Genomic DNA, 25,284 nt, shown 5'->3' with positions numbered 1-25,284 from the left:
GCCAATGAGGTGCTGGATCAGAGTGTCGAGCTGATCCGTGCCCACCGGGAGCCCCCGGATTTTGAAGAACACCTGCGGCGCAGCCTCCACGCCACCGGTCACTGGCAGGGGGAGATCCTGCACCGCCGCCGGTCAGGGGAGCATTACATGGCCTGGGTCTCCATGCACCTGCTGCGGGACGACAAGGGCCAGCCGATGCGCTACATCAGCGTGTTCAGGGACATCACCGAACAGCGCCGGGCTGAAGAGGTCATCTGGCGTCAGGCCAATTATGATCCGCTCACCGAACTGCCCAACCGCCTGCTCTTCCTGGATCGACTGCGCCACGGTATCCGCCAGGCCCAGCGACGGGGTCGACTCCTGGCCCTGCTGTTCATCGATCTGGACAAGTTCAAGGAGATCAACGACCGATTGGGGCACGATGCCGGAGATGCCGTCCTCAAGGAGGCGGCCCATCGCATCAGTCGTTGCGTGCGCACCAGTGATACCGCGGCGCGGCTCAGTGGGGATGAGTTTACGGTCATCATGGGCGGGGTGGAGAGTGATGGCTCGGGCGTGGACGAGGTGAGTGCAAAGATCCTCAATGCCCTGGACCAGCCCTTCGAGGTGGCGGACACTCAGGTCGTGCTGTCCGCCAGTATCGGCACGGCCTTCTGTCCCGGCGATGCCACGGATCCTGCTGCCCTCATGAAATGTGCCGATCAAGCCATGTACGCGGCCAAGCAGGCCGGTGGGCAGCAGATCAAGCAGTTTTCGCCGGATCTGGACTTCACGCTGCAGGAACGTGAAGCACTGGCCAGAGAACTGCCCGACGCCGTTGAGCGCGGCCAGTTCAGCCTGTGCTTCCAGCCCATCCTGTCATTGGATACCCGCCAGGTGGTCATGTTCGAAGCCCTGCTGCGCTGGGAACACCCTCGGCGGGGACGGCTCAACCCGGATCAGTTCCTGGCTTTGGCGGAATCCGCCGGCCTGATGGGGCAGATCGATGAATGGGTCTTCCAGCAGTCCCTGAACGCCCTGGAGCGGCTGAACGATCAGCTGGGCAAGCAGGAATTGCCGCTCAAGATCACCATCAACGAATCGTCCCCTGATGGTGACGAGGGGGTGTCGGTAGAGACCTGGAAACACCAACTGTCGCTGTCGAGGATATCCCCTGAGTCCGTCATCATCGAGGTCACCGAACTACTGCTTGAAGACGAGACGGGTCGGGTGCGCGACTGGATGCACGAAGTGCATGCCAGCGGCCTGAAGATCGCCCTGAGCCAGTTCGGCATCAGCAGGACCGGCATACCTTACCTGCAGCGCTACCCCTTCGACCTGCTCAAGATCGACCGGAGTTTCGTGAACAACATGACCCACGACATGGCGGATCGCACCATCGTTCACAGCATCATCAACATGGCCCATGGACTCGGATTGAAGGTGGTGGCAGAGGGCGTGGAAACCGAAGAGCAGCACCAACTGTTGTGTGCCGCCGGATGCGACTATGCCCAGGGATACCTGTTTGGCAAACCCCAGCCCATCGGTCAGATCCTGGGCGAGATGATCTGATTCCTACCCAGGCACCAGGCCTGGTTGTAGCTGGTACGGCAACGCCTCGTGCCCGGTGTCTTGCCCTTGGGGTGTGTGCGGCAGGGGCGGTTCTGCTGGCGTGAACGCTTCCCCGCCGACCTTGTCCTTCGGTTCGATTCCGTGGCGTTCGAACCAGCCTGCATTCACCTCCAGGGCGAAGCGCACCGGCTCAGAGGCGGTGTGCGCATCGGTGGTTTCCGGCTGCATGGTCATGATGTCTGTGATGCGATGATCGGCGCTGATGAACGCCACGTCCAGGGGGATGAGGGTGTTTTTCATCCACATGCTGTAATGGGCGTCCTGGGGCCATACAAAAAGCATTCCCTGGTCGTCGGGCAGGTGCTCGCGGAACATCAGGCCCTGACGGCGACTGGCCGGATCCGTAGCCATTTCCACCATGAGCGTGTGTCCGCCAACGGTCAGCGGCAGGAGTCGGTGCGCAGCGTCATCGGCAGGGGGCGAGTCACGGAGCAGGGGAAGGCAGGCTGTCAGCAGCAATGCACCGACGAGGCTTGTCCACAGCAGTCTTCGGGACAGGCTGGAGAGCCTCGCTGGCATCAGTCGATCTTCCCTTGAGGGGTGGCATCCACAGCCCCGGTCGGACTAGTGCAGTGTCGGCGGCGATTCATCGAAGAGGGTCGCTACAGCGGCGGCGTCCAGTCGGTATTCCCGGTTGGCCAGGTCGTCACGGATGACCATCTCGCCCTGTTCGCTCAAGACGGATTCCACCTGCTCGCGCCCCAGGGAGCGCAGCATATTGCGTACCTTGGCCCAGTCCTCCGGCGCGTCGTGGATGACCCGGCGGGGCTCGAAGACACGCACCTTCTCTTCCGGGAAGAGGCGGGCGAGCAGGTTCTGTGCCGGGAGTTCAATCTGTTCCTGCGGGGTGACGGTCGAGGCCAGTTGCTCGACACGGTTCCAGCCGTCCGGATCCCGGGCGTCGGCCTCGGGCAGCTTTTGCAGCAGCAGGCCGGCGACGCCGGTCCTGGTGGCGGCCAGGAAGAGTCGGGAGGGCAGTTGATCCGACAGCCCCAGGTAGTGCTCGAACATGTTGGCGATGCGTTTCCCCTGCATGGGCACCACACTCTGCCAGGGCTGGCGCATGGTGGGCATGTCCAGGGAGAGGAGCAACTGACCATCACCCAGGAGCTGCGGGGCAGGGGCCGGCTCGATGCGGGGCTCCGTCTGGGCCATGGCCCGCAGATTCAGGCGCTCGTCGCAGTCCACCACCAACAGGGAGATGGGGCCGTCCCCCTTGAGTTGAAAGGTGATCCTTCCGGGTTGCTTGAGCGACTCGGAGATCAGTAGCGCGGTGGCGCACATCTCGCCCAGCAATTCGGTGGCTGGAAAGGGGTAGTCCCGGTCGGCCATGACCTGTTGCCATACCGGCCCCAGGCGCACCACGGCGCCGCGGATGTCCAGATCCTCGAGCAGGAAGCGCTGTAGTTGATCCAGGCTCATGCCGATACCGCCCGATACCCATGGGGGCGTTTCAGGATCTCACGTGTTCCGATGCCGCGGAGGCGGCTGGTGGGGGCGGGATTGAGGTAGGACATGAAGGCATGGGCTTGGTCTGTGTCAGCCCAGGATTATAACGACCTGGCCGCCATCATGAAGCGGGTGTCGGTGCGTTAATCAAAAAATATCAGGAGGGAAGGATTTCCAGAACGGTAGAGGCGGCTGACAAACCGCGTCGGATAGGCCTCTGCAAAGTCACTATCCGGCGTGTGAGGGGTTTGTCAGCGCGGCCTCTACCCGCACCGCGACTTCCGATGCTGCGAAGACCTCAGTAGAAGGGTCTCCACAGGAACACCAGGAAGTGGGCAGCAGCAGCCAGCACCATGAACACGGTGAAGGTGGTCTTGAACTGCTCGTGGAATTCCTTGGCTTGCTCTTCGCTCAGGCCGGAGATGCTGTTTTCATTCATGGTCTAACTCCTCGTTGCTCAGGCGTTGTCTTCGGTGGCTTCAACAACTTCGCCGCGCAGCGGGTTGTAGTCGTCGTTGGCATACACAAAGGCGTGAACGGCCAGGGCCACCACCAGAACAGCCATCAGGATGGGCATCAGCCAGGTGCCGGGGTTGACCACCAGCCACAGCTTCCAGTCGTCGCGGGGGTTGCTGGGCTTGCTCGGTCTGTATTCGCTCATGGATATCATCCTCTTCAGGTTGAAGGCAGGGCTAAAAACCCTGCGTGTAGTCCGGGTGTGAGTCTACGTTGACACGATGGGATGTCAAGGCGGCTGGACGCCCGTTGCCTCGGTGAGGCGTGGGAACCGTCAAAAGTGTTGAGCCAGGTCATGAACAGTGGGCAGGGCCCGGATATCCCCGGCCCTCATGTCCCAGCGCCGGGGATGGGTGGCTGCCATGGCCAGACGTGGCGCCGATGTCGGGGGAGTTTTCGGCGGCTTATCTGGTGTAAGCTCCATGGCTGACGCCCAAACCCGGCATCGGGTGCCATGCTCCGGAATCTGAAAGAGGAGGGCTTATGGACAGGCTGGGGCTTCGCATCACCATGGCCATCGCCATTCCGGTTGTGGCCTTCCTCATTATGGCGGGTATCGCCCTGGGGGAGCGCGAGCGTCTGGGCCGTGAAATGGCTGCGACCGGGGAGATGGCCGCACTGGCCACCGAGGGCAAGGCACTGGTACATGCCCTGCAGGATGAACGGGCCGGTTCAGTGGGTTACCTCAGCGGCCTGGATAATGAGTTCTGGTACATCCTGGAGGAGGCCCGCGATGCCACGGATGAGTTGATCGAGCCCTTCCGGGAGCGGTGGCAGCAACTGGCAGGGGCCGACGGAGGCGTTCTTCCGCCACACACCCTGCTGGATCGGGTGGACGAGGATTTGCGCAGTTTGATGCATGTCCGCGAGTTGGTGAATCGGCAGGCATTGCACCCTCTGGAGGTGCTGCCGGACTATGACCGTCTGATCCAACGGCTCATCCTGATGGTCTCACACCCCCCGCAGACACCTGCCGATGCGCATTTATCGGCACTGTTCAGCGCCTATCGACCCTTGTTGCTGCTCAAGGAGCATGCGGCTCGTGAGCGTGCCCTGGGGAATGCCTGGCTGGGGGCATCCCCTCCCGATCGGCGCGTGTTCCATGGCTTCCTGAGTAGTGTGGCCATTCAGGAGCTACAGCGTCAGCAGTTCATGTCGCTGGCGCCGCCGGACCATCGGGATGCCCTGTTGGCGCTGGAGTCACAGCCGGCCCATCAGGAGTTGCTGGCCACCCGCGCGGCCATCATCAACCACGGATCGGCCGGGACGCCGGAACACCTGAACATGATGCGCTGGTATGGGATCACCCGCGAGCGTGTCGAACAACTGCGGCAGATGGAACGGGATCTGGCCGCTGAGGTCGGCGTTGCTGCCGAACGGGCGGAGCAGGAGGTCCATCGGGAGTTCATGTTCCTGCTGGGGATCGCCCTGGTCCTGCTGCTGCTCACCGTGGTGCTCTCGGTGACGATAGCCCGGGGGCTGATCAAGCGCCACCGTGAGCGGCTTCAAGCCCTGGAGCGAATGGCCTATCTGACGCGTCACGATACCCTCACCGGGTTGCCCAACCGAAGTTATTTCAACGAGTTGCTGGAGGCGTGGCTGGAGACCGCGCGCCCTGGGGGGCACTCTTTGGCCCTTTATCTGATGGATCTGGAAGGGTTTTCGGAGATCAACCGCATCTGGGGTGAGTCCGTGGCAGACCAGGTGCTGGTGCAGGTCACCGAACGCATGCGCGAAGCACTGCATCCTGATGCCCTGCTGGCGCGCATCTACGGTGACCAATTCAGTGTGGTAGTCGGTCCCGCGGGGCCCGAAACGAAGGTGCCCCTTGATGGGGACGGGGAGGCATGGTTGCCGCGCCTGCTGGCCTGCCTTGATGAACCCTTTCAGGTGGGAAGGCGACGGATCGAACTGCGGGGCAACATCGGATGGGTGACCTGCCCGCCCTTTACACGGCATGCCTCGGAACTGTTGTCCAATGCCGGTTTTGCGGTGGAATATGCCAAGTCCAGTCCACGCCGGCGGTATCGCCGCTTCGAATCGAAGATGCTGGAGCAGCATGCGGCCCTGGTGGAGATGGATCGAGACCTGGAAAAGGCCCTGGAGCAGCATGAGTTTCAGGTGCATTACCAGCCTAAACTTGATCTGGAAACGGGTCGCGTCGTTAGCCTGGAGGCCCTGTTGCGTTGGGATCATCCTCAGCGTGGCATGGTGCCGCCGGATGAGTTCATCCCCCGGGCCGAGGCCAACGGCACCATCATCGAGATCGGTGATTATGTCCTGCGGGAGGCCTGTCAGCAGGCCCAGGCGTGGCGTCAGCACCTTGCCCCGGACCTGACCGTGGGTGTCAACCTGGCCACCTTGCAACTCTATCAGGCCGATATCGTGGAACGGGTACGCCAGATCCTGGCCGAGTCGGGCCTGCCTCCCGAAGCCCTGGAGCTGGAATTGACCGAGACGGGCCTGATGGAAGACATGGACGCCGCCACCGAGGTGTTGCAGCGTCTGAGGGGCCTGGGCATCAGCCTCTCCGTGGATGACTTTGGTACCGGCTATTCGTCGTTGGCCTATCTGCGTCGCTTCCCCCTGCAGGGGTTAAAGCTGGATAAACGTTTTGTCAGCGACCTGGAATCCAGTGACGAGGCACGCATGATTGCCACGGCGGTGCTGAGACTGGCCAGGAGTCTGTCCTTGCGCTCCGTGGCAGAGGGCGTGGAAACCGAGGCCCAGGCCGTCTGGCTGAGGACGCGTGGTTGCCAACTGGGCCAGGGATACCTGTATGCCCCGGCCATGCCTCCGGATGCGTTTGTTCTCTGGCTGGGAGAGGAGGCGTCCCGGCGCGCAGGACGCGGGGTGCGCGGTGTCTGATCAGGTTGGAGGAAACATGGAAGGGCTGGGGCTACGTATCAGCCTGGCCATCGCGATTCCCGTTGTTGCATTCCTCTTGATGGCCGTGTTGGCCCTGGGGGGGCGGCAGGATGACGCCAGGCACATGGAGCACATCCTGGCCACGGCCTCGCTGGCGCGGGAAGCCAATGTGCTGATCCATGCCCTGCAGGCTGAGCGTGGGAGTTCCGCTGGCTATCTCAGCGGTTTTGATGATGGGTTTCTGACCCTCCTCCAGACTGCCCGGAGCGAGACCGACCAGGCCATGGAACGCTTTCGCGAACAGATGAGCCGGGTGGCCCCGACCGGGTCGAGCCCCATCGCGGACCTGGCGCGGACCCTCGGCCACGAACTGGATGCATTGGAGACCCATCGTCGGCGGGTGGATGGTCATCGTCTGGAACCCCTGCAGGTTCTGCCACCCTACAGTAATGTGATTCGGCACCTGATCCTGGTCGCCTCTCACATGCCTCACCGTCAGAGCACAGCGGAGATGCCTGCGTTGATTCATGCCTACCGTCCCTTGCTTCTGCTTAAGGAGCACGCCGGTCTGGAGCGAGCCCTGGGCAGTGCCTGGCTTGATTCGGCCCGGCATGATCGCAATGTCTTCTACCGCTATTCGAGCAATCTGGCCATTCAGGATCAGCAGCGCAGCCACTTTCTGGCCCTGGCGCCAGTGGCATATGGCAACACCCTGCTGGAACTGGAATCCCGGGCGGATCACCGGGCCCTGATGGAAGCGCGTGCTGCCATCATCAACCACGGCGCCGCGAGTCGGCCTCAACACCTTGATGCCGTGGAATGGTTCCGCATCACCAGTGCCCGCGTGGATGCCCTTCGGGATATGGAGCTACGCCTGTCGGAGCAGATCATGGAGACCGCCCGGATGGCCAGGGAAGAGAGCCGCCAGCGGCTCGCCCTGTGGACATTCCTCACCTTGCTGCTCATGGCGGTGACCATCGGTCTGTCCCTGCTGGTGGCCAGGGATCTGGTGCAACGCTATCGTCAGCATCAGGAGGCCATGGAGCAAACTGCCTATATGGTACGTCATGATCCCTTGACGGGCCTGCCCAACCGCGCCCACTTCCATGAGCAACTGGAGGCGCGATTGGCAAAGGCCCGTGCCCATCAGTTGCCACTTTGTCTCTATCTGATGGACCTGGCTGGCTTTGCCGAACTGAATCGCATCTGGGGCGATGCGGTGGCGGACCATGTGCTCAAACGGGTTGCGCAGCGTCTTTCCGAGCTGGCCGGGCCGGAGGTCCTCACAGCGCGGGTTTACGGTGACCAGTTCGCCCTGGTGGTATTCAAGGATTCCCGTCTGTCGGATATCAAGGGGTTTGGGTGTGACCTGCTCTCCACCCTGGATGAGCCTTTTCAGGTGGGTGAGCGTCGCATTGAGGTGGCTGCCCATCTGGGGGTTGTTTCCTGTCCTGCCTATCCGGATCATGCCTCGCAGCTACTGGCCCATGCAGGGTTTGCGGTGGCGCATGCCAAGGCCACCCTGGGTCAGCGCATGTGCCTGTTCGAGCCCGGGTTGCTGGCACGTCATACCGAGGCGGTGGAACTGGATCAGGATCTGGATCAGGCCCTGGTACAGGGGCAGTTCGAGCTGCACTATCAGCCCAAGGTGGCGCTGGAGTCCGGTCGTATCGTCAGTTTCGAGGCCTTGCTGCGCTGGCAGCATCCCAGTCGGGGCTGGGTGCCACCCGGGCAGTTCATACCGCGAGCCGAAGCCAGTGGCAGCATCATTGCCATCGGCGACCTGGTGCTGCGCGAGGCCTGCCGCCAGGCCCGGCGATGGCGGGACGCCGGCTGGCCGGATCTGACCGTGGCAGTGAATCTGTCCACCGTGCAGTTGTATCAGGCCGACCTGATGGCCCGGGTGCAGTGGGCCTTGAGCGAGGCCGGGTTGCCGGCTGAGGCCCTGGAGCTGGAACTCACCGAGACCGGACTGATGGAGGACATGGATGCCGCTGCCGACATCCTCGAACACCTGCGGGCATTGGGCGTGCGCCTGTCGGTGGACGATTTCGGTACGGGCTACTCGTCCCTGGCCTACCTGCGGCGTTTCCCCGTGCATGCCCTGAAGCTGGATGCCCGGTTCGTAAAGGACCTGGAATCCAGTGACGAGGCTGAAATGATCGCCAACGCAGTGTTGGCCCTGGCTGAAAGCCTCTCCCTGGACTGTGTGGCCGAGGGCGTGGAAACCGAGGCTCAGGCGGACTGGCTCAGGGCGCGGGGGTGTGGCCAGGCCCAGGGGTATCTCTTCGCCCGCCCCATGCCAGCGGACCAGTGTGAGTCTCTGCTGGCCCATGAGTATGTGACCCGTTCCTGAAGACTGAGTATGATGCCCGGTAGAGCCCACCGCCCTCGTGGGTGGCCGACATTCTCTAGTCTGTTAAGGAGTCCTTTGTGGCTGATACTCCCCGGACCGTGGCCCTGGCCATGACCGGCGCATCCGGTGCTCAATATGGGCTGCGTCTGTTGCAGTGTCTGCTGGAGGCAGGTGTGCGGGTCTACCTGATGGTATCCCGGCCTGCTCAGGTGGTGCTGAGCATGGAAACGGATCTGTCAGTGCCCGGCAGGCCCCGGGACATGGAGCGCTTCCTGTCTGAACGTTTCGGGGCCGCTTCGGGGCAGTTGAAGGTCTTTGAGCGGGAACAGTGGACCGCGCCGGTGGCCAGTGGCTCCTCTCCGCCCGATGCCATGGTGGTCTGCCCCTGCACCACCGCCACCCTGGCGGCGGTGTCAGGAGGCGCCAGTCGCTCCCTGATCGAACGTGCCGCGGACGTGGCCCTGAAGGAGCGTCGCCGTCTGGTGCTGGTCGTGCGTGAGACCCCTTTCTCCGAGATCCACCTGGAACACATGTTGCGTCTGAGTCGCATGGGGGCTGTGATCCTGCCGGCCAATCCTGCCTTTTACCATCGGCCTCAGAGTGTGGATGACCTGGTGGATTTCGTTGTTTCCCGGGTGCTGGACCATCTGGGGGTGCCCAATGCGCTGATCCGCCGCTGGGGGCAGGATCCCGACCATGATACGGGCCGCGAGGCCGAGGGGATGGCGTGATGGAATTACCGTTGTTTCCGCTCAATACGGTGCTCTTCCCGGGTGGGGTGTTACCGCTGCGGATCTTCGAGACTCGGTACATCGACATGGTGCGCCACTGCATGCGTACCGAGAGCCCCTTCGGTATCTGCCTGATTCGCGAAGGGCCAGAGGTGGTCGATACGGCTCAGGTACATGCAATGGGGACCTGGGGGCGTATTGTTGACTGGGACCGTCGCGCCGATGGCTTGCTGGGGATCACGGTCATGGGAGAAACCCGCTTCCGGGTGGAGACCACCTGGGCCCGCAAGGACCGCCTGCTCATGGGGGAGGTGGAAGCCGTGGAGTGGCCACCCGAAGTCGGGTTGCCGGAGGAATTCCTGCCCCTGTCGAGCCTGCTCCAGCGCCTGGTGGAACAGTTGCCGCCGCCTTATGGGTTGCTGCATGGCCATTATGATCAAGCCGGCTGGGTGGGCGCCCGTCTGGCGGAGTTGATGCCTCTGGATCTGAAGGAAAAGCAGGCCATGCTGGAGATGGATGATCACCTGGCCCGCCTGTTCCGGCTGCGTGATGCCATGATGGGGGTGCAACTGCAGCCCTGAGCCTTCGGGTTGGTATGGGCTTTACGTTGACAACGGGCCTCAGGGCCTGCATCGTGCCCGGCTCGATACCGACTCAGGAGGCCTGAACATGGCCGTCATTGATATTACCCAGGACCGCCTGGAGGCTGCGATCCGTGACAGCGGCACGCTGATCCTGGATTTCTGGGCCCCCTGGTGTGCCCCATGCCGGGCCTTTGCCCCCATCTTCGAGGAGGCCTCCGAGCAGTTCCCCGATGTGGTGTTCGGCAAGGTGAACACCGAAGAGGAGCAGCAGCTGGCAGCCCTGTTCCAAATCCGTTCCATTCCCACCCTGATGATCTTTCGCGAACAGATCATCGTCTTCAACCAGCCGGGCATGCTCTCGGCCAGTCAGCTCAATGAGGTGTTGGAGAAGGTGGCCGTCCTGGACATGGACGAGGTGCGCAGCAAGCTGGAGACCGGACCGGCGCCGGGTGAAGGGCAGGGCTGATCAGCCCCCGGCCCAGATCATCCTCACGCCGAGCCCTATCAGCAACAAGGCGAACACCCGCCGCACGAGTTTCACCGGCAGGTGGTGGGTGAGCCAGGCGCCGATGCGGGCGGTAAAGAAGGCCGCCACGGCGATGCCGGCAAAGGCCGGCCAGTGCACGTAACCACTGCTGAGGGCGGGCAGGGCAGCGTGACCCCAGCCGTGGATCATGAAGCCGGCGGTGCCAGCCAGGGCGATGGGCAGACCGGTGGCCGCCGCGGTGGCGATGGCCTGCCGCAGGTGCATGTTGAACCACACCATGAAGGGCACCATGAGGGTGCCGCCGCCAATACCCAATAGGGCCGAGATGCCACCGATCATCCCGCCGCCGATGCTGAGGATCGAGGGCCTGGGCAACTGGCGGCCCGGCCTTGGTGGCAGGCTCATGAGCAGATAGAGTCCCATCAGGATCTCGAACACCCCGAAGACCTGACGCAGCAAGCCAGCACTCATGAGTTCTGCCAGGGTGGCCCCGACCAGGGCGCCCAGCATCACGCCGGGTGCCATTTGCCGGATCACTTGCCATTGCACGGCGCCATGGCGGTGATGCGCCAGGGTGGAAGCGATGGCGGTGGGGATGATGGTGGCCAGGGAGGTGCCGATGGCCAGGTGGGTGATGATGCCGTGATCCACCTGTTGCCGCGTGAACAGCCAGACCAGCACGGGCACGATGATCAGGCCACCGCCCACCCCCAGCAGGCCGGCCACCACACCGGTGAAGGCGCCTAGCGCCAGGTAGGCGAAAAGATCCCACATATCATGAAACTCTCGACCGAATGAGGGTCAGGACCACACTGCAGCCCGACCGTGGGAGCGGCCCTTGGCCGCGAATGACATCCCGAAGCCCCAGTGCCATCCGGGCCTTGCCGGGGCCGTGTCTCCGGGAGCGGGTGTTCGCCGCATGGATGCGGCGATCAAGCCTACAGGGATGTATTCACGGCGTCCCGCGGACGGATACACGGCCCCGGCAAGGCCCACCCCGATACCTGAACGAAGGGGGCAGATGCCGAGCCAGCCATTCGCGGCCAAGGGCCGCTCCCACAGGGGGCTGCTGCTCCCTCAGGGGTTGCATCCCCCAGAGGCGTCCCGATGCTAATGGGTAACACCTCTGGGGGCGGTTATCAGCCCGGACTCACAGGCTCCGCAGGACCTCGCCGGCCTTGCGGATGGTTTCTTCCAGGTCTTCGGCACTGTGGGCCGCGGAAAGGAAGCCAGCCTCGAAGGCGGAGGGGGCCAGGTAGACGCCCTTGTCCAGCATGGCGTGGAAGAACTTGCCGAAACGTTCCGTGTCGCAACGGCCCACTTCCTGGAAGTTGGCCACCTGCGGTTGGTCGGTGAAGAACAGGCCGAACATGCCACCCACGTGGTTGGCGGTCATGGGGATGCCGGCCTTCTTCGCCTCGCCCAGGATGCCGTTGACCAGGGTTTCGGTCTTGGCGCTCAGGTCGTCGTGGAAGCCCGGGGTGGAGAGGATCTCCAGGGTCTTCAGACCGGCTGTCATGGCGATGGGATTGCCGGAGAGCGTGCCCGCCTGATACACGGGGCCCAGCGGCGACATGAACTCCATCACCTGCCGACGACCGCCCACGGCACCCACTGGCATGCCGCCACCGATGACCTTGCCCAGGGTGGTCAGGTCCGGCTTGACGTTGTAAAGGGCCTGGGCGCAGCCCAGGGCCACACGGAAGCCGGTCATGACCTCGTCGAAGATCAGCAACGCACCGTGGTCGTCACAGACACTGCGCAGACCTTCCAGGAAGCCGGGGGCCGGGGGAACGCAATTCATGTTGCCAGCCACCGGCTCCACGATGATGCAGGCGATCTCGTTGCCGTACTGGGAGAAGATCTCCCGCACCTGTTCGATGTCGTTGAAGCTCACCGTGAGGGTGTGTTCCGCCAGGGAGGCGGGCACGCCGGGGGAGTTGGGCACGCCCAGGGTGAGGGCTCCGGAGCCAGCCTTCACCAGAAGTGAGTCGCCGTGACCGTGATAGCAGCCCTCGAACTTGAGGATCTTGTCGCGCCCCGTGAAGCCGCGCGCCAGACGGATGGCGCTCATGGTGGCTTCGGAACCCGAGCTGGTCATGCGCACCATGTCCATGGAGGGCACCAGTTCGCAGACCCGGTCGGCCATTTCCGTCTCGATAGCGGTGGGGGCACCGAAGGACAGTCCGTTGAGGGCTGCTTCGCGTACGGCGGCGATCACTTCCGGATGGGCGTGGCCGACGATCATCGGCCCCCAGGAACCGACGTAGTCAATGTAGCGATTGCCATCGGCGTCATACATGTACGCGCCCTGGGCACGCTCGAAGAAGACGGGGTCACCGCCAACGCCCTTGAAGGCGCGGACCGGCGAGTTGACGCCACCGGGAATGTGCTGTTGGGCTGCCTGGAAGAGATCGTGGGATTTTGTCATGGGGTGATCTTTCGCTTGTTGGGCTTCGTGAAAGTGACTGGGCAAAACCTTGAGGGGGGACAAGATACTCGATATGGATGCCCCTGCAAAACCGGGGTCAAGCCTTCTGCCCCCGGCGTCGGGTTCGATGGTCGGATCAGGTGCAACCTGCCGTTCCCGCCGTGGCGGCGATCTGCGCCGCGCGGGCCCGCACGTCGGGGGCCTCCCACACCCCCTGGATCACCGCCGCCATGTGGGCCCCGGCCTGGAAGACCTGGCCGGCATTCCCGGCGGTGATGCCACCGATGGCCGCTAAAGGGAGAGCCAGTTCGGATCGGGCCCGGGTGAGCAGCGACAGCGGCGCGTGGACGGCCCGGGGCTTGGTGGAGGAGGGGAACACCGAGCCGAAGGCCACGTAGTCAGCGCCTTGTGCCTGAGCCTCCCGGGCCAGGTTCAGCCGGTTATAGCAGGAGACGCCGATGATGGCATGGGCTCCCAGGCGCTCTCGGGCCTGTTGCAGGGGGCTGTCCTCCAGGCCCACGTGAACGCCATGGGCGCCGCAGGCCCGGGCCAGCTCCACATCGTCGTTGATGATGAGCAGTGCGCCGTGCTTCTGGCACAGTGCCATCAGTGCCCGGGCTTCCGCCAGGCGGCGCGGGTGATCCGTGGTCTTGTCCCGGTATTGGACCAGACGGGCGCCACCGGCCAGCGCCTGATCCACCTTGGGTTCAAGTTGCGCCCCCAGGTTGTCGGGAGTGATGACGTACAGGCCCGTGAGGCCTGGGTGGGGCATGTTGGCGTCAGTCGGCATGGTGGGTTTCGTCGCCACTGAGGCCTTCGACGCTCTCTCCAGCCCAGAACAGTCGATTGGGGATCTTCTGCCCCATGCCCAGGCGATGGGCGTGGCGCAGGGTGTTCCAGGTGTAGTTCAAGCCCTCATGCACCGCCGCACTGGGAACCGTCCCTTGGGCCAGTAGGGCGGCAATGGCCGAGGACAGGGTGCAGCCCGAGCCATGGAAATCGCCCTCCAGTCGATCCACGGTGAAGGTATCCAGGCGGCGGTGATTCCCATACAGGGTGTTGTGCACCTTGCCGGTCTTCTCGTGCGTGCCGGTGATGAGAACGTATTCCGTGCCCTGGTCCAGCAGCGACATGGCGCAGGCGTCCAGGGTGTCCGAGCCCACAGTCAGGGCGCGGGCCTCGAGGCTGTTGGGTGTCATGAGGGTGGTGAACGGGGCCAGCAGGGTCAGTATGCCGTCGAGAGTCTCTTCGTCGGCCAACGCGGTGCCGCTGCCGGAGGCCAGCACCGGGTCCAGCACCACTGGGAGGTCTGGATAATCACCCAGCAGGGTATGCACTGCCTGCACAGCCTCGATGGAGCCCAGCAGGCCGACCTTGATGGCGGCCACCGGCATGTCCTCCAGCACGGCCCGTGCCTGCTGGATGATGAGCTCCGGGTCCAGGGGGGCGAAACCCATCACGTCGGTGGTGTCCTGCACCGTGATGGCGGTGATCACGGGTGCAGGGTGACAGCCCATGCTGATGATGGATTCGATGTCCGCCTGGATGCCTGCGCCGCCGGTGGGATCGTTGCCCGCCAGTGTCATGACGACGGGAACCGATGGCTGATCGATCATGCTAAGCTCCCCCAACTTGATTTGATCACAGTGTACCACTTGGCCATGCCACCTCAGTGCAGGTCGGCCGTCATCGGAGGAATGTCAGCGATGAAAAAATATCAATGCGTGATCTGTGGGTTCATCTACGACGAGGCCGAGGGCCTGCCGGATGATGGTATCCCGCCCGGTACCGCCTGGGCGGATCTGCCCGAAGACTGGGTTTGCCCGGAATGCGGTGCCGCCAAGTCCGATTTCGAGGAAATGGCTTCCTGATGCGGTGAGGATGGAAGCAGCCCTCGCCCGCGAAGCTGGCCCCACCGAGGTTCGTATGCTTGAGTGGCCACAGTTTGAAAAAGCCTTCGCGGTCGAGGGCCGCTCCCACGGGGTACCGGGGGGCAGGTGTGAGGTGAGTCAGGTAGTTTCGCGCAGTGAGATCTGTTTCCAGCCCCGGTCCCGGGCGGTTTCCGCCAGGGTCTCGTCGGGGTCCACGGCCACCGGGTATTCCACTCGTTCCAGCAACGGCAGGTCGTTGTGGGAGTCGCTGTAGAACCAGCTGCCATCCATTGCCAGGTCGGGTTGGGTGTCCAGCCAGTGTTCCAGTCGGGTGACCTTGCCCCCCTGGAAACAGGGCACGCCCTGCAGTTCGCCGGTGTAGCGGCCAGCCTCGAATTGGGGCTCGGTCGCCAGCAGGTGCTCCACGCCCAGTAGGTGGGCGATGGGTTCGGTGACAAACCGGTTGGTGGCGGTGATGATCACCAGGGCATCGCCGGCCTCCCGGTGTTGCATCAGCAGACGTCGGGCACCCGGGGCAATCATGGGCTCGATGCGCTCGCGCATGAATTGCTCACGCCACCCGTGCAGCTGATCCAGTGGGTGGGCCGCCAGGGGGGCGAAGGAAAAACGACAGAATTCCCGGATATCCAGTGTGCCGGCCTTGTATTGCTCGTAGAACCGATGATTGAGGGCCTCGTATTCGCTCCTGTCCACGATGCCCAGATCCACCAGGAACTGTCCCCATTCGTGGTCGCTGTCTCCTGCCAGCAGGGTGTTGTCCAGGTCGAACAGGGCAAGGCTCACAGGGGGCTCCTTGAGATGATGGGGAAAGGGTGCATGATGGTAACTGATCCGGGTGCCCGACGGCCACGCGCCGCGGTTTATCCGCCGGAGTGGTATGTCATTTGCCGATCCGTCCCGCTTATGGAAAAATGCAGGGCAACGAACGGCTTTCAGGTGGCTGCGTAAGTGATTGATTGTGATGGCTATAGGCCGAACGTGGGCATCATCCTGTGCAATCGGGATGGGCGCCTGTTCTGGGCCAAGCGCATCGGCCAGCAGTCCTGGCAGTTTCCGCAAGGGGGGATTCGCCGGGATGAGACGCCCACCGAGGCCATGTACCGTGAGCTGACCGAGGAGACAGGGCTGGAAGCCTGTCATGTGGAGCTTGTCGGTTGCACCCGTCACTGGCTGCGTTATCGGTTGCCCAAGCACTTGATCCGGCGTCGTTCCAACCCGGTGTGCATTGGCCAGAAGCAGGTATGGTTCCTGCTCCGGCTGGTGGGGGAAGACAGTTGCGTGCGCCTGGATGCGGCCCCTCAGCCGGAGTTCGACTCCTGGCGCTGGGTGGATTATTGGTATCCCATGCGCGAGGTGGTGTTCTTCAAGCGCCATGTCTATCGTCGGGCGCTCAAGGAGTTGGCGCCATTACTGTTCCAGGAGGATGTCCCCTCCTGTCCCGCCGAGCGGCATTATCGTCCCCGCCGGCTTTGATCCACAGGCCGCACGAGCGGCTCATCACCCCTGGCCCCGCGCATGCTGCATGTACTCAGACGGATCGTCCTGGAGGTCGGCGCCGCCAGTAACCTGGCTGAAGCGCTGGAGATCATCGTTCGCCGGGTCAAGCAGGAACTGACCATCGATGTCTGTTCCGTTTACCTGCGCGCGCCGGAGGCCGATGGTCAGCGCCTGTTGCTGATGGCCTCGGAGGGCTTGAATCCTGACTCCGTGGGTACGGTGGTGATGAACTCCGGCGAGGGTCTGGTGGGGCTGGTGGCCGAACGGGCCGAACCGGTCAATCTGGAAAATGCCCCGGATCATCCGCGCTTCAAATACTTTCCCGAAACCGGCGAGGAGCGTTATCACGCCTTCCTGGGGGTGCCCATCATTCACAACCGGCGCCTGTTGGGAGTGCTGGTGGCGCAGCAGCGGGAGCGGCGTCGATTCGACGACGAGCACGTGGCCTTCCTCATCACCCTGGCCGCTCAACTGGCCGGTGCCATCAGTCATGCGGAACTGATTGGTGAGGTGGGCAAGCGCCGCGAGGAAATCCAGCAGGATAACCTGCAGATCGCCGGTATCCCCGGAGCCGCGGGCGTGGCGGTGGGGCAGGGGGTGGTGGCCTATGCCCTGGCGGATCTGGAGTCCGTGCCCGATCGGGATGCGGATTCCATCGAGCACGAGGAAGCAGCGTTCCGTCAGGCGGTCAAGGAGGTTCAGGATGAGCTCATCGAGATCAAGGACCGCATGGAGGACGTGCTGCCCATGGAGGAGCGCCTGCTGTTCGATGCCTACGTGATGATGCTGGGTAGCGACAGTCTGGTGAATGGCACGGTGGACCGTATCCGTGGCGGCAGTTGGGCCCCGGCTGCCCTGCGGGATACGGTGCGCGAGAGCACGCGCAACTTTGAGGATATGGACGACCCCTACCTGCGCGAGCGAGCCTCGGATGTACGTGATATCGGGCGGCGCATCCTCATGCGTCTGCAATCCCATGTGCGTGAGCCCGAAGAGTTCCCGGAACATACCATCCTGCTCGGCGAGGACGTGACCGCCACCCAGTTGGCGGAAGTCCCCCCGGATCGACTGGCGGCGGTGGTGTCGTCGCGGGGCACGGGTTCCTCCCACGTGGCCATCCTGGCCCGCGCCATGGGCATCCCGGCCGTGATGGGTGTGTCGGACCTGCCCGTGGGGCGTCTGGAAGGCCGGCAGATCGTCGTGGATGGTTACCGGGGCAACCTCTATATTCAGCCCACGGCCGAGCTGCTGGAGGAGTTCAAGCACCTTCAGGACGAGGAAAAGGAGCTGGCCGAGGGTCTGCGGGATCTGGCCCAGGAGCCGGCCATCACCCAGGATGGTGTGGAGGTGCCGGTGTATGCCAACAGTGGTCTGTTGGCGGATATCGCGCCCTCCATTCAGTCCGGGGCGGACGGGATTGGTCTGTACCGCACGGAAGTGCCCTTCATGATCCGCGAGCGGTTCCCTGGCGAGGACGAACAGACTCAGATCTACCGGGAGATTCTCAAGTCATTCAACCCCCGCCCCGTGACCCTGCGCACGCTGGACGTGGGCGGCGACAAGGCCTTGCCCTACTTTCCGGTGACGGAGGACAACCCCTTCCTGGGCTGGCGTGGAATCCGCATCACTCTGGATCATCCGGAAATCTTCCTGACCCAGTTGCGCGCCATGCTGCGTGCCAGCCAGGGCCTGAGCAACCTTCACATCCTGTTTCCCATGATCAGTTCCCTGGGCGAACTCAAGGGGGCCATGCAGTTGCTGCAGCGCGCCCGGGACGAATTGCTGGACGAGCATTACGTGATCCCTGTGCCCAAGGTGGGAGTGATGGTGGAGGTGCCGTCGGCCGTCTACCTCTCCGAGGCCCTGGCGCGGCGGGTGGATTTCCTCTCCGTGGGGACCAATGATCTGGTGCAGTATCTGCTGGCGGTGGATCGCAATAATCCCCGCGTGGCAGATCTGTACAACGGCCTGCACCCGGCGGTGCTCCATGCCCTGGATCAGGCGGCTCAGGGCGCGCATCGGGCGGGCAAGACCATCAGTGTCTGTGGAGAGATGGCGGCGGATCCGGCCTCGGTGATCCTGTTGCTGGGGATGGAGATCGATGCCCTGAGCGTCAATGTGGCGGCCCTGGCGCGGGTTAAGTGGGTGATCCGCAGCTTCTCCCGGGAGCGTTCCCGGGAGTTGCTGCGGCAGTGCATCAAAATGGAGGAGCCGGCGGCCATCCGGGCGTTGCTGGACAATGCCCTGGTGCAGGCCGGGTTGGGGGGGCTGGTGCGGGCGGGCAAGGCCTGAGCACGGCCTGCGGGCGCCGGGTTATCCCTGGGCCGGCAACCAGGCATCCAGCTGGCCTTCCACCCGCTCCCAGTCCAGATCGCCCATCTTCTGATAGGTGATTCGGCCCCGGGGAGAGATCAGGAAGGTGGTGGGTGTGAGTTCCACATTGCCAAACGCCGAGGCCACCTGGTCATCCCGATCCAGGGCGATGGTGTAGCCCACGTCCCGCCGGCGCACCATCTCCGCCACTTGTTCCGGCGGGTCGTAGTGCATGGCCACGCCGATGATTTCCAGACCGCGTTCCCCATACTCTGCCTTGAGTTGATTGAGGTGCGGAATCTCCTCAACACAAGCCGGACAGGTGGTGGCCCAGAAGGTGAGCAGCACCGGCTGCCCGGTGAGATCCGCCAGGTGCAGGGTGGAACCGTCCAGGGTTTCCATTTCCACCTGCGGGGCGGGGCGCCCCCCTTCGGGTGCCAGCCACAGGGCTGCCAGCCCGCCGGCCAGGGCCAGGACGAAGATGCCGATCAGCAGGTCTCTTTTCTTCACGGTGTTGCGGTTCCTCTGGGAGATGAATGACACGGCCCGACATGATAAGCGGCGGGGCCGGCGTTTCGCCATGTTGTTCGGCTCGCCACCCCGTGCGGCTTGCCGGTTTTGTTATGATGTTGGACTGTGAGTGGATCGCCAGGATCCGCTGTCTGATGAATTGTTGGTGAGTGGAGGTGAAATGGTGATCAGGGTGGGCATTGTCGGTGCGACCGGCTATACCGGGGTGGAGCTTTTGCGTTTGTTGCTGGCGCACCCCGACGCGGAACCGGCGGTGGTGACCTCCCGGGGCAATGCCGGCGAGCGACTCGACGCCCTGTTCCCCAATCTGCGCGGCCAGTGCGACCTGGTCTTCCAGGAGCCTGATCCTGCCGCCCTGGCCGAGTGCGACACGGTGTTTTTCGCCACGCCACACGGAGTGGCGCATACCATGGCGGCGGAGTTGCTTGAGCGGGGTACGCGGGTCATTGATCTTTCGGCTGACTTTCGCCTGAAGGATGCCGAGGTCTGGGCGCATTGGTACAACCAGCCCCATGGGGCCCCCGAACTTCTGGGGGAAGCGGTTTACGGTCTGCCGGAGTTGAACCGGGCTCATATCCCCGAGGCGCGTCTGGTGGCCGTGCCGGGTTGTTATCCCACGGCCGTCACCCTGGGGTTCCTGCCGCTGCTGGAGCAGCAACTGGTGGATCCGCTGCGTCTGGTGGCCGATGCCAAGTCCGGCGTCAGCGGCGCCGGTCGCAAGGCCCAGGTGGGGTCGTTACTGTGTGAGGCCTCGGAGAACTTCAAGGCCTACGCGGTGGCGGGGCATCGCCACCTCCCCGAGATTCTGCAGACCTTGAGCCTGGCCGCGCGCGGGGTGCCTCAACTCACCTTCGTGCCACATCTGGTGCCCATGATCCGCGGCATCCTGGCCACCCTCTATGCGCCGCTGGCCCATACCAAGGTGGACCTGCAAGCGGTCTATGAGCAGCGTTACCGGGATGAACCCTGTGTGGACGTGCTGCCCGCCGGGGGCTTGCCGGAGACGCGCAGCGTGCGCGGCACCAATTTTTGTCGATTGGCAGTGCACCGACCCGGCGATGCTGACACCGCCGTGGTGATTTCGGCAATCGACAATCTCGTGAAGGGGGCTTCAGGGCAGGCTATCCAGAACATGAATCTGATGTTTGGCCTCCCCGAGACCCGCGGGCTCGAGGCCATCGCTGTATTGCCCTGATTCATGGCGCGCTGGCGAAGGAGATTGCCGGATCTTTCCACTGGATATCATGTGGAATATCGCAATCCCTGGCTGCGCGCGGTGGTCAGATTGTTGTTGGTGTTGCTGGTGCTGGGGGCGGGGTGGCAGTTGTATCACCTGGGCTACATCCGTGGGGGTGACGATTACGGCAGCGCCATGAGAGAGTTGCGCGATCTGCGTGAACGAGTGCTTACGCTGGACCGCGAGAATCGCCAACTGCGCCAGGACAATACCCTGCTGCGGCGCGAATTGACTGTGGAGCGGGAGGTGGCCAATCGTGTGCGGTTGGACATCCAGGGGCTGGAGCAGCACATTCATGAGTTGACGGAAGAACTGGATTTCTACCGCAATATCGTTTCTCCTGACAATCTTGATCGCGGCCTGCACATTCAGAAGGTGCAGTTGACCCCGGCGGATGTGCCGGGTGTATACAGTTACCAGTTGGTCCTGACGCAGGTCCAGGGCAATCAATCCATTGAGGGCCGGGTGACCCTCTGGCTGGAGGGGCGCCGAGACGGTGAGTCGGTGCAGTTGGAATATGGTGATCTGGTTCCCGGAGAGGTGGATGGCCAATCGTTTTCGTTCCGGTATTTTCAGGTGATCCGTGGTCGCCTGCAGCTACCCGGCGACGTCATCCCTGAAGCCCTGGTGGTCAGCGCCGAACCGGAGGGCGCACAGTCCCGGTGGGTGCAACAGCGTGAGGCCTGGTCATCGCTGCTCAACGAAGGAGACTCTTGAATGCTGTCTCGACGCAAGAAGAAGATGAAGGTGGCCCGGGTGGACACCATTCTGGGCCGCAATAGTGTCATCGAGGGTGATCTTTGCTTTTCCGGTGGCATGCATCTGGAGGGGACCATCCACGGCAATATCAGTGCCGACGATCAGGATGAGGAGGCGCTGCTGGTGATCAATGAGGGTGCGGTCATCAAGGGCGACGTCAAGGTGCCCCGGGTGGTCATCAGTGGCTCGGTGGAGGGGGATGTACACGCCAGTGCGCGCGTGGAACTCTCCTCCGGTGCCCGGGTCACGGGTAACGTGTATTACACGCTCATTGAGATGGCCATGGGGGCCGAGGTGAATGGCAGCCTTCTGCACCAGAGCAAGGAGGCCCTGAGATTGGAGCACTTGAAGGTGCCCGGGCAGTCCCAGGGCGCCCAGCAGACACCCCGGTCAGGTGAGGCAGAGAAACCCGCGCCGGAGGCATCTTCCGGGAATGCCCATTCTTGACCGTTTCGCTGGGCGAATGCTAGCGTAGGATAAAGGCCCGCAGTGGGCACATCAACCGCGATGACCAAAGAGGCAGATTCATGACTGCAACCGAAACCACCAACGACACCATGCCCAGCCCGCTGAATTTCACTGATTCTGCCGCCGCCAAGGTGAAGGCTCTGATTGACGAGGAAAACAACCCCTCCCTGAAGTTGCGTGTCTTTGTCAGTGGCGGTGGCTGCTCCGGCTTCCAGTATGGCTTCACCTTTGATGAGGACGTCAACGAGGGTGATACCTCCGTTGAGAAGGGCGGTGTCACCCTGCTGATCGATCCCATGAGCTATCAGTATCTGGTGGGTGCCGAGATTGACTATACCGAGAGCCTGGAAGGGGCCCAGTTCGTCATTCGCAATCCCAACGCCACCACCACCTGCGGGTGTGGTTCCTCCTTCTCTGTTTGAGGTGAATGCATGGATCCGAGTCGCCTGATGGCCTTGGTGCGTTTTGGCTGGTATCGCCTCATGGCGGTTTTCGGTCATTGCACGGGGCAGTTCAACATCGGTTACATGTATGCCAAGGGGTACGGCGTGCCCCAGGATGTTGACAAGGCGGTGACGTGGTATCTCAAGGCGGCCGAGCAGGGGGATGTTCATGCTCAGAGCAACCTGGCCCTGATGTATGTGAAGGGGCAGGGGGTTGAGCAGGATGACGCCCAGGCGGTGCGTTGGTACCGCCTGGCAGCGGATCAGGGCAGCACCAATGCCCAGTGCAATCTGGCCTTCATGTATCTCCATGGCCGTGGTGTGGACGAGGACCCTGCCCAGGCAGCCCATTGGTATCGCCTGGCTGCCGACCTGGAAAACCCCTCCGCCCAGTGCAATCTGGGTGTTCTGCATGCCAATGGCAACGGGGTACCGCAGGATGTGGTACTGGCCTACATGTGGTCGGAATTGGCGGCGGCTCAGGGTTACGAGCTGGCCCGGGAAAACCGCGACCGGTTCGCCAAGGGCATGACGGCGGCGCAGATCGAGGAGGGGCGGCGTCTGGCCCGTGAATGGACGCCGGGGGTGGATGCCGACGCCCAGCCTGCCCCAGTGACCCCTTAACCCACTCCGCCCGGGTGAATGCTTCCCAGCACGACCGCCTTGCGGGCGCCAGTGACTGAGGGCACATTGCCCGGGCGCCCGGCCAGGGTTTCCCGCGCCAGCCAGGCGAAGGCCATGGCTTCGATCCAGTCAGGCGAAAGCCCGACCGCCTCGGTGGATTCCACGGTCGCATTCACCAGCCGACGGCCCAGGCCCTCCATCACCGTCCGGTTGTGAGCGCCTCCGCCGCAGACCAGCACCCGTTGGGTGGTGGGAGCGTGTTTCAAAATGGCATCACTTGCGCTTGCCACGGTCAGTTCTGCCAGGGTGCGCTGCATGTTCCGCGCCGGGATGTGTCGGTTGGCCACCTGCAATTGTCTTTCAATCCATTGAAGATTGAAGTATTCCGTGCCGGTGCTCTTCGGCGGAGGCTGAATGAAATACGGATCCTCCAGCATGGATGCCAGCAGGCTGTTATCCAACTCCCCACTGGCCGCCCAGGCACCCCCTGAATCCCATGGGCGCCCCCTCTCGTGTCGTATCCAGGCATCCATCAAGGCATTGGCCGGCCCGGTATCGAAGCCCTGCAGCGGGGTTCCCTGGTCTGCGGGTAAGATGGTGATATTGGCAATGCCTCCCAGATTGAGGATCACGCGATCCTCTGCATCCGAGTGCAACATGGCTCGATGAAATCCCGGCACGAGTGGAGCCCCTTCGCCTCCCGCTGCCATGTCGCGCCGACGGAAATCGGCCACGACAGTGAGCCCCGTGCGTTCGGCCAGGTGATGGGGGCAGCCGATCTGCAGAGAAAAGGGGGGGGTGGCCCCCGGGCGGTGACGTACCGTCTGGCCGTGACTGCCCAGGGCAACGATGTGGCTGGGGTCCAGGTGCTGGTCTTCCAGCAGGGTCAGTACCGCCTCGGCCATGACTTCCCCCAGGGCCACATCCAGTGATCCCAGTTCATCCAAGGAAGCGGTGTGTTCCGGGTCAGCCAGGTGGCGCAGGCCACTGGTGAGCATGGGAGGGATCGGCTGCCCATGCGTGGCCACACAATGTGCGCCTGTATCGTCGAATGCCACCAGTGCGGTATCGATGCCGTCCATGCTGGTGCCCGAGATCAGGCCGATGAAGTATTCCGCCATGTGAAGGCCCTCCGTTCTGAGTGGTTTCGGGGCGGCATCCGGGTAAGGTGTGCTCATCCTCGGCATTGGTTATCATGCCGGCGACCTCGGCCCGAGGCCCGCCGCCTCCATCTTTATAGGGCCGTATCACCTAAAAGACGAGGAAGGACATGACGCAGGTTGATGAGCAGATCGAGACTCTCAAGCGAGGGTGCCATGAATTGCTTCTGGAGAGCGAACTGACCGAGCGATTGAAGGCCGGTCGCCCCCTCCGGGTCAAGGCCGGCTTCGATCCCACGGCACCCGATCTTCACCTGGGTCATACGGTGTTGCTGAACAAACTGCGTCAGTTTCAGGATCTGGGGCACGAGACCCTGTTCCTGATTGGTGATTTCACCGGCATGATCGGTGATCCCAGCGGCAAGAACACCACCCGCCCGCCCCTGACCCCGGATGAGGTGGCAGCCAACGCCCGCACCTATGAGGATCAGATCTTCAAGGTGCTGGATCCGGCGCGGACCCGTATCGTCTTCAACTCGCACTGGATGGGGAGCATGACCTCCGCTGAGATGATCCAGCTGGCTTCCCGACATACGGTGGCTCGCATGCTGGAGCGGGATGATTTCCATAAGCGCTACACCAGCGGCCAGCCCATTGCGATTCATGAGTTCCTCTATCCTTTGGTACAGGGGTACGACTCGGTCCATCTGGGGGCGGATGTGGAATTGGGCGGTACGGATCAGAAGTTCAATCTGCTGGTGGGCCGCGAATTGCAGAAACAGATGGGCCAGCCCCCTCAGGTGGTCATGACCATGCCGATCCTCGAGGGGCTGGACGGGGTGCAGAAGATGTCCAAATCTCTGGGTAACTATGTGGGCGTGCAGGAACCCCCCAATGAGATGTTCGGCAAGCTGATGTCGATTTCCGATGATCTGATGTGGCGCTATTTCGAGTTGCTGTCCTTCCGGCCGATGCCGGAGGTGGAGGGTTTTCGTCGTGACATCGAGGCAGGTACCAATCCCCGGGACGTGAAGTTCCTGCTTTGCGAGGAACTGGTGACCCGCTTCCATGGGGGCGCTGCGGCCGAGCAGGCCAAGCAGGCCTTTATTCAGCGCTTCCAGAAGGGCGCCATGCCCGATGACATCCCCGAGGTTTCCCTGGTGGTCCCGAGCGAGGGGGTTCCCGTGGCCAACCTGCTCAAGCAGGCCGGTCTGGTCGGCAGCACCTCAGACGCCCTGCGCATGATCCGCCAGGGCGCCGTGCGCATGGACGGCGAACGCCTGGAGGATACGGCCCTGCGTCTTCCGCCTGGCTGCGCAGCGGTATTCCAGGTGGGCAAGCGGCGCTTTGCCCGCGTTACCCTAAAGGTTGAGAGTTGAGGTGAGCC

The 25,284-nt window shown here is 63.2% G+C and carries 26 protein-coding genes; 15 read left to right on the top strand and 11 right to left on the bottom strand.

The window, feature by feature from the left end:
* Positions 1–1,551: putative bifunctional diguanylate cyclase/phosphodiesterase (locus LPW29_RS11995; protein WP_238628203.1), on the top strand; the 1,551-nt coding region annotated here is incomplete at its 5' end.
* Between the two features lie 3 nt (positions 1,552–1,554).
* Here LPW29_RS11995 and LPW29_RS11990 read toward each other — a convergent pair.
* The 4 genes from LPW29_RS11990 to pufA form a co-directional block, all read right to left on the bottom strand.
* Complete coding sequence (locus LPW29_RS11990; RefSeq protein ID WP_238628202.1) at positions 1,555–2,130, bottom strand: DUF192 domain-containing protein; 576 nt, start codon at positions 2,128–2,130, stop codon at positions 1,555–1,557.
* A gap of 45 nt (positions 2,131–2,175) precedes the next feature.
* Positions 2,176–3,033: an Hsp33 family molecular chaperone HslO gene (gene hslO, locus LPW29_RS11985; RefSeq protein ID WP_238628201.1), complete on the bottom strand. Its 858-nt coding sequence runs from the start codon at positions 3,031–3,033 to the stop codon at positions 2,176–2,178.
* 325 nt (positions 3,034–3,358) lie between these two features.
* Entirely contained in the window at positions 3,359–3,499 is a 141-nt protein-coding gene (pufB, locus tag LPW29_RS11980) for a light-harvesting antenna LH1, beta subunit (protein ID WP_063464715.1), read from the bottom strand.
* Between the two features lie 18 nt (positions 3,500–3,517).
* Positions 3,518–3,721: a light-harvesting antenna LH1, alpha subunit gene (gene pufA, locus LPW29_RS11975; RefSeq protein ID WP_090254328.1), complete on the bottom strand. Its 204-nt coding sequence runs from the start codon at positions 3,719–3,721 to the stop codon at positions 3,518–3,520.
* A 338-nt stretch (positions 3,722–4,059) separates the two neighbouring features.
* On the opposite strand from pufA, the gene LPW29_RS11970 reads away from it, so the two are divergent.
* The 5 genes from LPW29_RS11970 to LPW29_RS11950 all read left to right on the top strand — a co-directional run bounded on the left by LPW29_RS11970 (position 4,060) and on the right by LPW29_RS11950 (position 10,581).
* Positions 4,060–6,444, top strand: a complete 2,385-nt coding sequence (locus LPW29_RS11970) for a putative bifunctional diguanylate cyclase/phosphodiesterase (RefSeq protein WP_238628200.1) — start codon at positions 4,060–4,062, stop codon at positions 6,442–6,444.
* 16 nt (positions 6,445–6,460) lie between these two features.
* Positions 6,461–8,800: a putative bifunctional diguanylate cyclase/phosphodiesterase gene (locus tag LPW29_RS11965; RefSeq protein ID WP_238628199.1), complete on the top strand. Its 2,340-nt coding sequence runs from the start codon at positions 6,461–6,463 to the stop codon at positions 8,798–8,800.
* Between the two features lie 77 nt (positions 8,801–8,877).
* Entirely contained in the window at positions 8,878–9,531 is a 654-nt protein-coding gene (locus LPW29_RS11960) for a flavin prenyltransferase UbiX (RefSeq protein WP_238628198.1), read from the top strand.
* Positions 9,531–10,112, top strand: a complete 582-nt coding sequence (locus LPW29_RS11955) for an LON peptidase substrate-binding domain-containing protein (protein ID WP_255705794.1) — start codon at positions 9,531–9,533, stop codon at positions 10,110–10,112. Before LPW29_RS11960 ends, LPW29_RS11955 begins: the two co-directional genes overlap by 1 nt.
* 88 nt (positions 10,113–10,200) lie before the next feature.
* On the top strand, positions 10,201–10,581 hold the full coding sequence (locus LPW29_RS11950) for a thioredoxin family protein (protein WP_238628197.1): 381 nt from the start codon (positions 10,201–10,203) through the stop codon (positions 10,579–10,581).
* On the opposite strand, the gene LPW29_RS11945 is transcribed toward LPW29_RS11950, so the two are convergent.
* The 4 genes from LPW29_RS11945 to thiD form a co-directional block, all read right to left on the bottom strand.
* Positions 10,582–11,376, bottom strand: a complete 795-nt coding sequence (locus LPW29_RS11945; protein ID WP_238628196.1) for a sulfite exporter TauE/SafE family protein — start codon at positions 11,374–11,376, stop codon at positions 10,582–10,584.
* A gap of 376 nt (positions 11,377–11,752) precedes the next feature.
* Positions 11,753–13,033: a glutamate-1-semialdehyde 2,1-aminomutase gene (gene hemL / locus LPW29_RS11940; RefSeq protein WP_238628195.1), complete on the bottom strand. Its 1,281-nt coding sequence runs from the start codon at positions 13,031–13,033 to the stop codon at positions 11,753–11,755.
* 136 nt (positions 13,034–13,169) lie between these two features.
* Positions 13,170–13,823 carry a thiamine phosphate synthase gene (gene thiE, locus LPW29_RS11935; RefSeq protein ID WP_238628194.1) on the bottom strand — a complete coding sequence of 218 codons (654 nt, stop codon included), beginning with the start codon at positions 13,821–13,823 and terminating at the stop codon, positions 13,170–13,172.
* The gene (gene thiD / locus LPW29_RS11930; RefSeq protein ID WP_238628193.1) at positions 13,813–14,649 is read right to left on the bottom strand and encodes a bifunctional hydroxymethylpyrimidine kinase/phosphomethylpyrimidine kinase; all 837 of its coding nucleotides are present in this window, start codon (positions 14,647–14,649) and stop codon (positions 13,813–13,815) included. Before thiD ends, thiE begins: the two co-directional genes overlap by 11 nt.
* 90 nt (positions 14,650–14,739) lie before the next feature.
* Between thiD and rd the strand changes: the two genes are divergently transcribed.
* The gene (gene rd, locus LPW29_RS11925) at positions 14,740–14,904 is read left to right on the top strand and encodes a rubredoxin (RefSeq protein ID WP_238628192.1); all 165 of its coding nucleotides are present in this window, start codon (positions 14,740–14,742) and stop codon (positions 14,902–14,904) included.
* Positions 14,905–15,042: 138 nt separating this feature from the next.
* Here rd and LPW29_RS11920 read toward each other — a convergent pair whose 3' ends face one another.
* Complete coding sequence (locus tag LPW29_RS11920) at positions 15,043–15,708, bottom strand: HAD family hydrolase (RefSeq protein WP_238628191.1); 666 nt, start codon at positions 15,706–15,708, stop codon at positions 15,043–15,045.
* A 165-nt stretch (positions 15,709–15,873) separates the two neighbouring features.
* Between LPW29_RS11920 and LPW29_RS11915 the strand changes: the two genes are divergently transcribed.
* Positions 15,874–16,398, top strand: coding sequence for an RNA pyrophosphohydrolase (locus LPW29_RS11915; protein ID WP_090254354.1), 525 nt, complete (start codon positions 15,874–15,876; stop codon positions 16,396–16,398).
* Between the two features lie 42 nt (positions 16,399–16,440).
* The gene (ptsP, locus tag LPW29_RS11910; RefSeq protein WP_238628190.1) at positions 16,441–18,714 is read left to right on the top strand and encodes a phosphoenolpyruvate--protein phosphotransferase; all 2,274 of its coding nucleotides are present in this window, start codon (positions 16,441–16,443) and stop codon (positions 18,712–18,714) included.
* A 21-nt stretch (positions 18,715–18,735) separates the two neighbouring features.
* On the opposite strand, the gene LPW29_RS11905 is transcribed toward ptsP, so the two are convergent.
* A complete protein-coding gene (locus LPW29_RS11905; RefSeq protein ID WP_238628189.1) occupies positions 18,736–19,245 on the bottom strand; it encodes a TlpA disulfide reductase family protein in 510 nt (169 codons plus the stop codon).
* A gap of 184 nt (positions 19,246–19,429) precedes the next feature.
* Here LPW29_RS11905 and argC point away from each other — a divergent pair, with 184 nt between their 5' ends.
* The 5 genes from argC (at position 19,430) to LPW29_RS11880 (ending at position 22,797) form a co-directional block, all read left to right on the top strand.
* A complete protein-coding gene (argC, locus tag LPW29_RS11900) occupies positions 19,430–20,461 on the top strand; it encodes an N-acetyl-gamma-glutamyl-phosphate reductase (protein WP_238628204.1) in 1,032 nt (343 codons plus the stop codon).
* 51 nt (positions 20,462–20,512) lie between these two features.
* On the top strand, positions 20,513–21,220 hold the full coding sequence (locus LPW29_RS11895; RefSeq protein ID WP_238628188.1) for a DUF6776 family protein: 708 nt from the start codon (positions 20,513–20,515) through the stop codon (positions 21,218–21,220).
* Positions 21,221–21,709 (top strand): bactofilin family protein, encoded by a 489-nt coding sequence (locus tag LPW29_RS11890; protein WP_238628187.1) that lies wholly within the window; start codon positions 21,221–21,223, stop codon positions 21,707–21,709.
* An 80-nt stretch (positions 21,710–21,789) separates the two neighbouring features.
* Entirely contained in the window at positions 21,790–22,152 is a 363-nt protein-coding gene (erpA, locus tag LPW29_RS11885; RefSeq protein WP_238628186.1) for an iron-sulfur cluster insertion protein ErpA, read from the top strand.
* A gap of 9 nt (positions 22,153–22,161) precedes the next feature.
* On the top strand, positions 22,162–22,797 hold the full coding sequence (locus LPW29_RS11880; protein ID WP_090254364.1) for a tetratricopeptide repeat protein: 636 nt from the start codon (positions 22,162–22,164) through the stop codon (positions 22,795–22,797).
* Here LPW29_RS11880 and LPW29_RS11875 read toward each other — a convergent pair.
* The gene (locus tag LPW29_RS11875) at positions 22,794–23,918 is read right to left on the bottom strand and encodes an anhydro-N-acetylmuramic acid kinase (protein WP_238628185.1); all 1,125 of its coding nucleotides are present in this window, start codon (positions 23,916–23,918) and stop codon (positions 22,794–22,796) included. The genes LPW29_RS11880 and LPW29_RS11875 overlap by 4 nt on opposite strands.
* Before the next feature lie 149 nt (positions 23,919–24,067).
* On the opposite strand from LPW29_RS11875, the gene tyrS reads away from it, so the two are divergent.
* Positions 24,068–25,276 (top strand): tyrosine--tRNA ligase, encoded by a 1,209-nt coding sequence (gene tyrS / locus LPW29_RS11870; RefSeq protein ID WP_238628184.1) that lies wholly within the window; start codon positions 24,068–24,070, stop codon positions 25,274–25,276.
* Positions 25,277–25,284 lie beyond the last annotated feature (8 nt).

Source organism: Ectothiorhodospira sp. 9100 (genome assembly GCF_022227565.1).
GTDB lineage: Bacteria > Pseudomonadota > Gammaproteobacteria > Ectothiorhodospirales > Ectothiorhodospiraceae > Ectothiorhodospira > Ectothiorhodospira marina.
The sequence above is the reverse complement of the archived record's forward strand: the minus strand, read 5'-3'. Positions and strand labels throughout refer to the sequence as shown.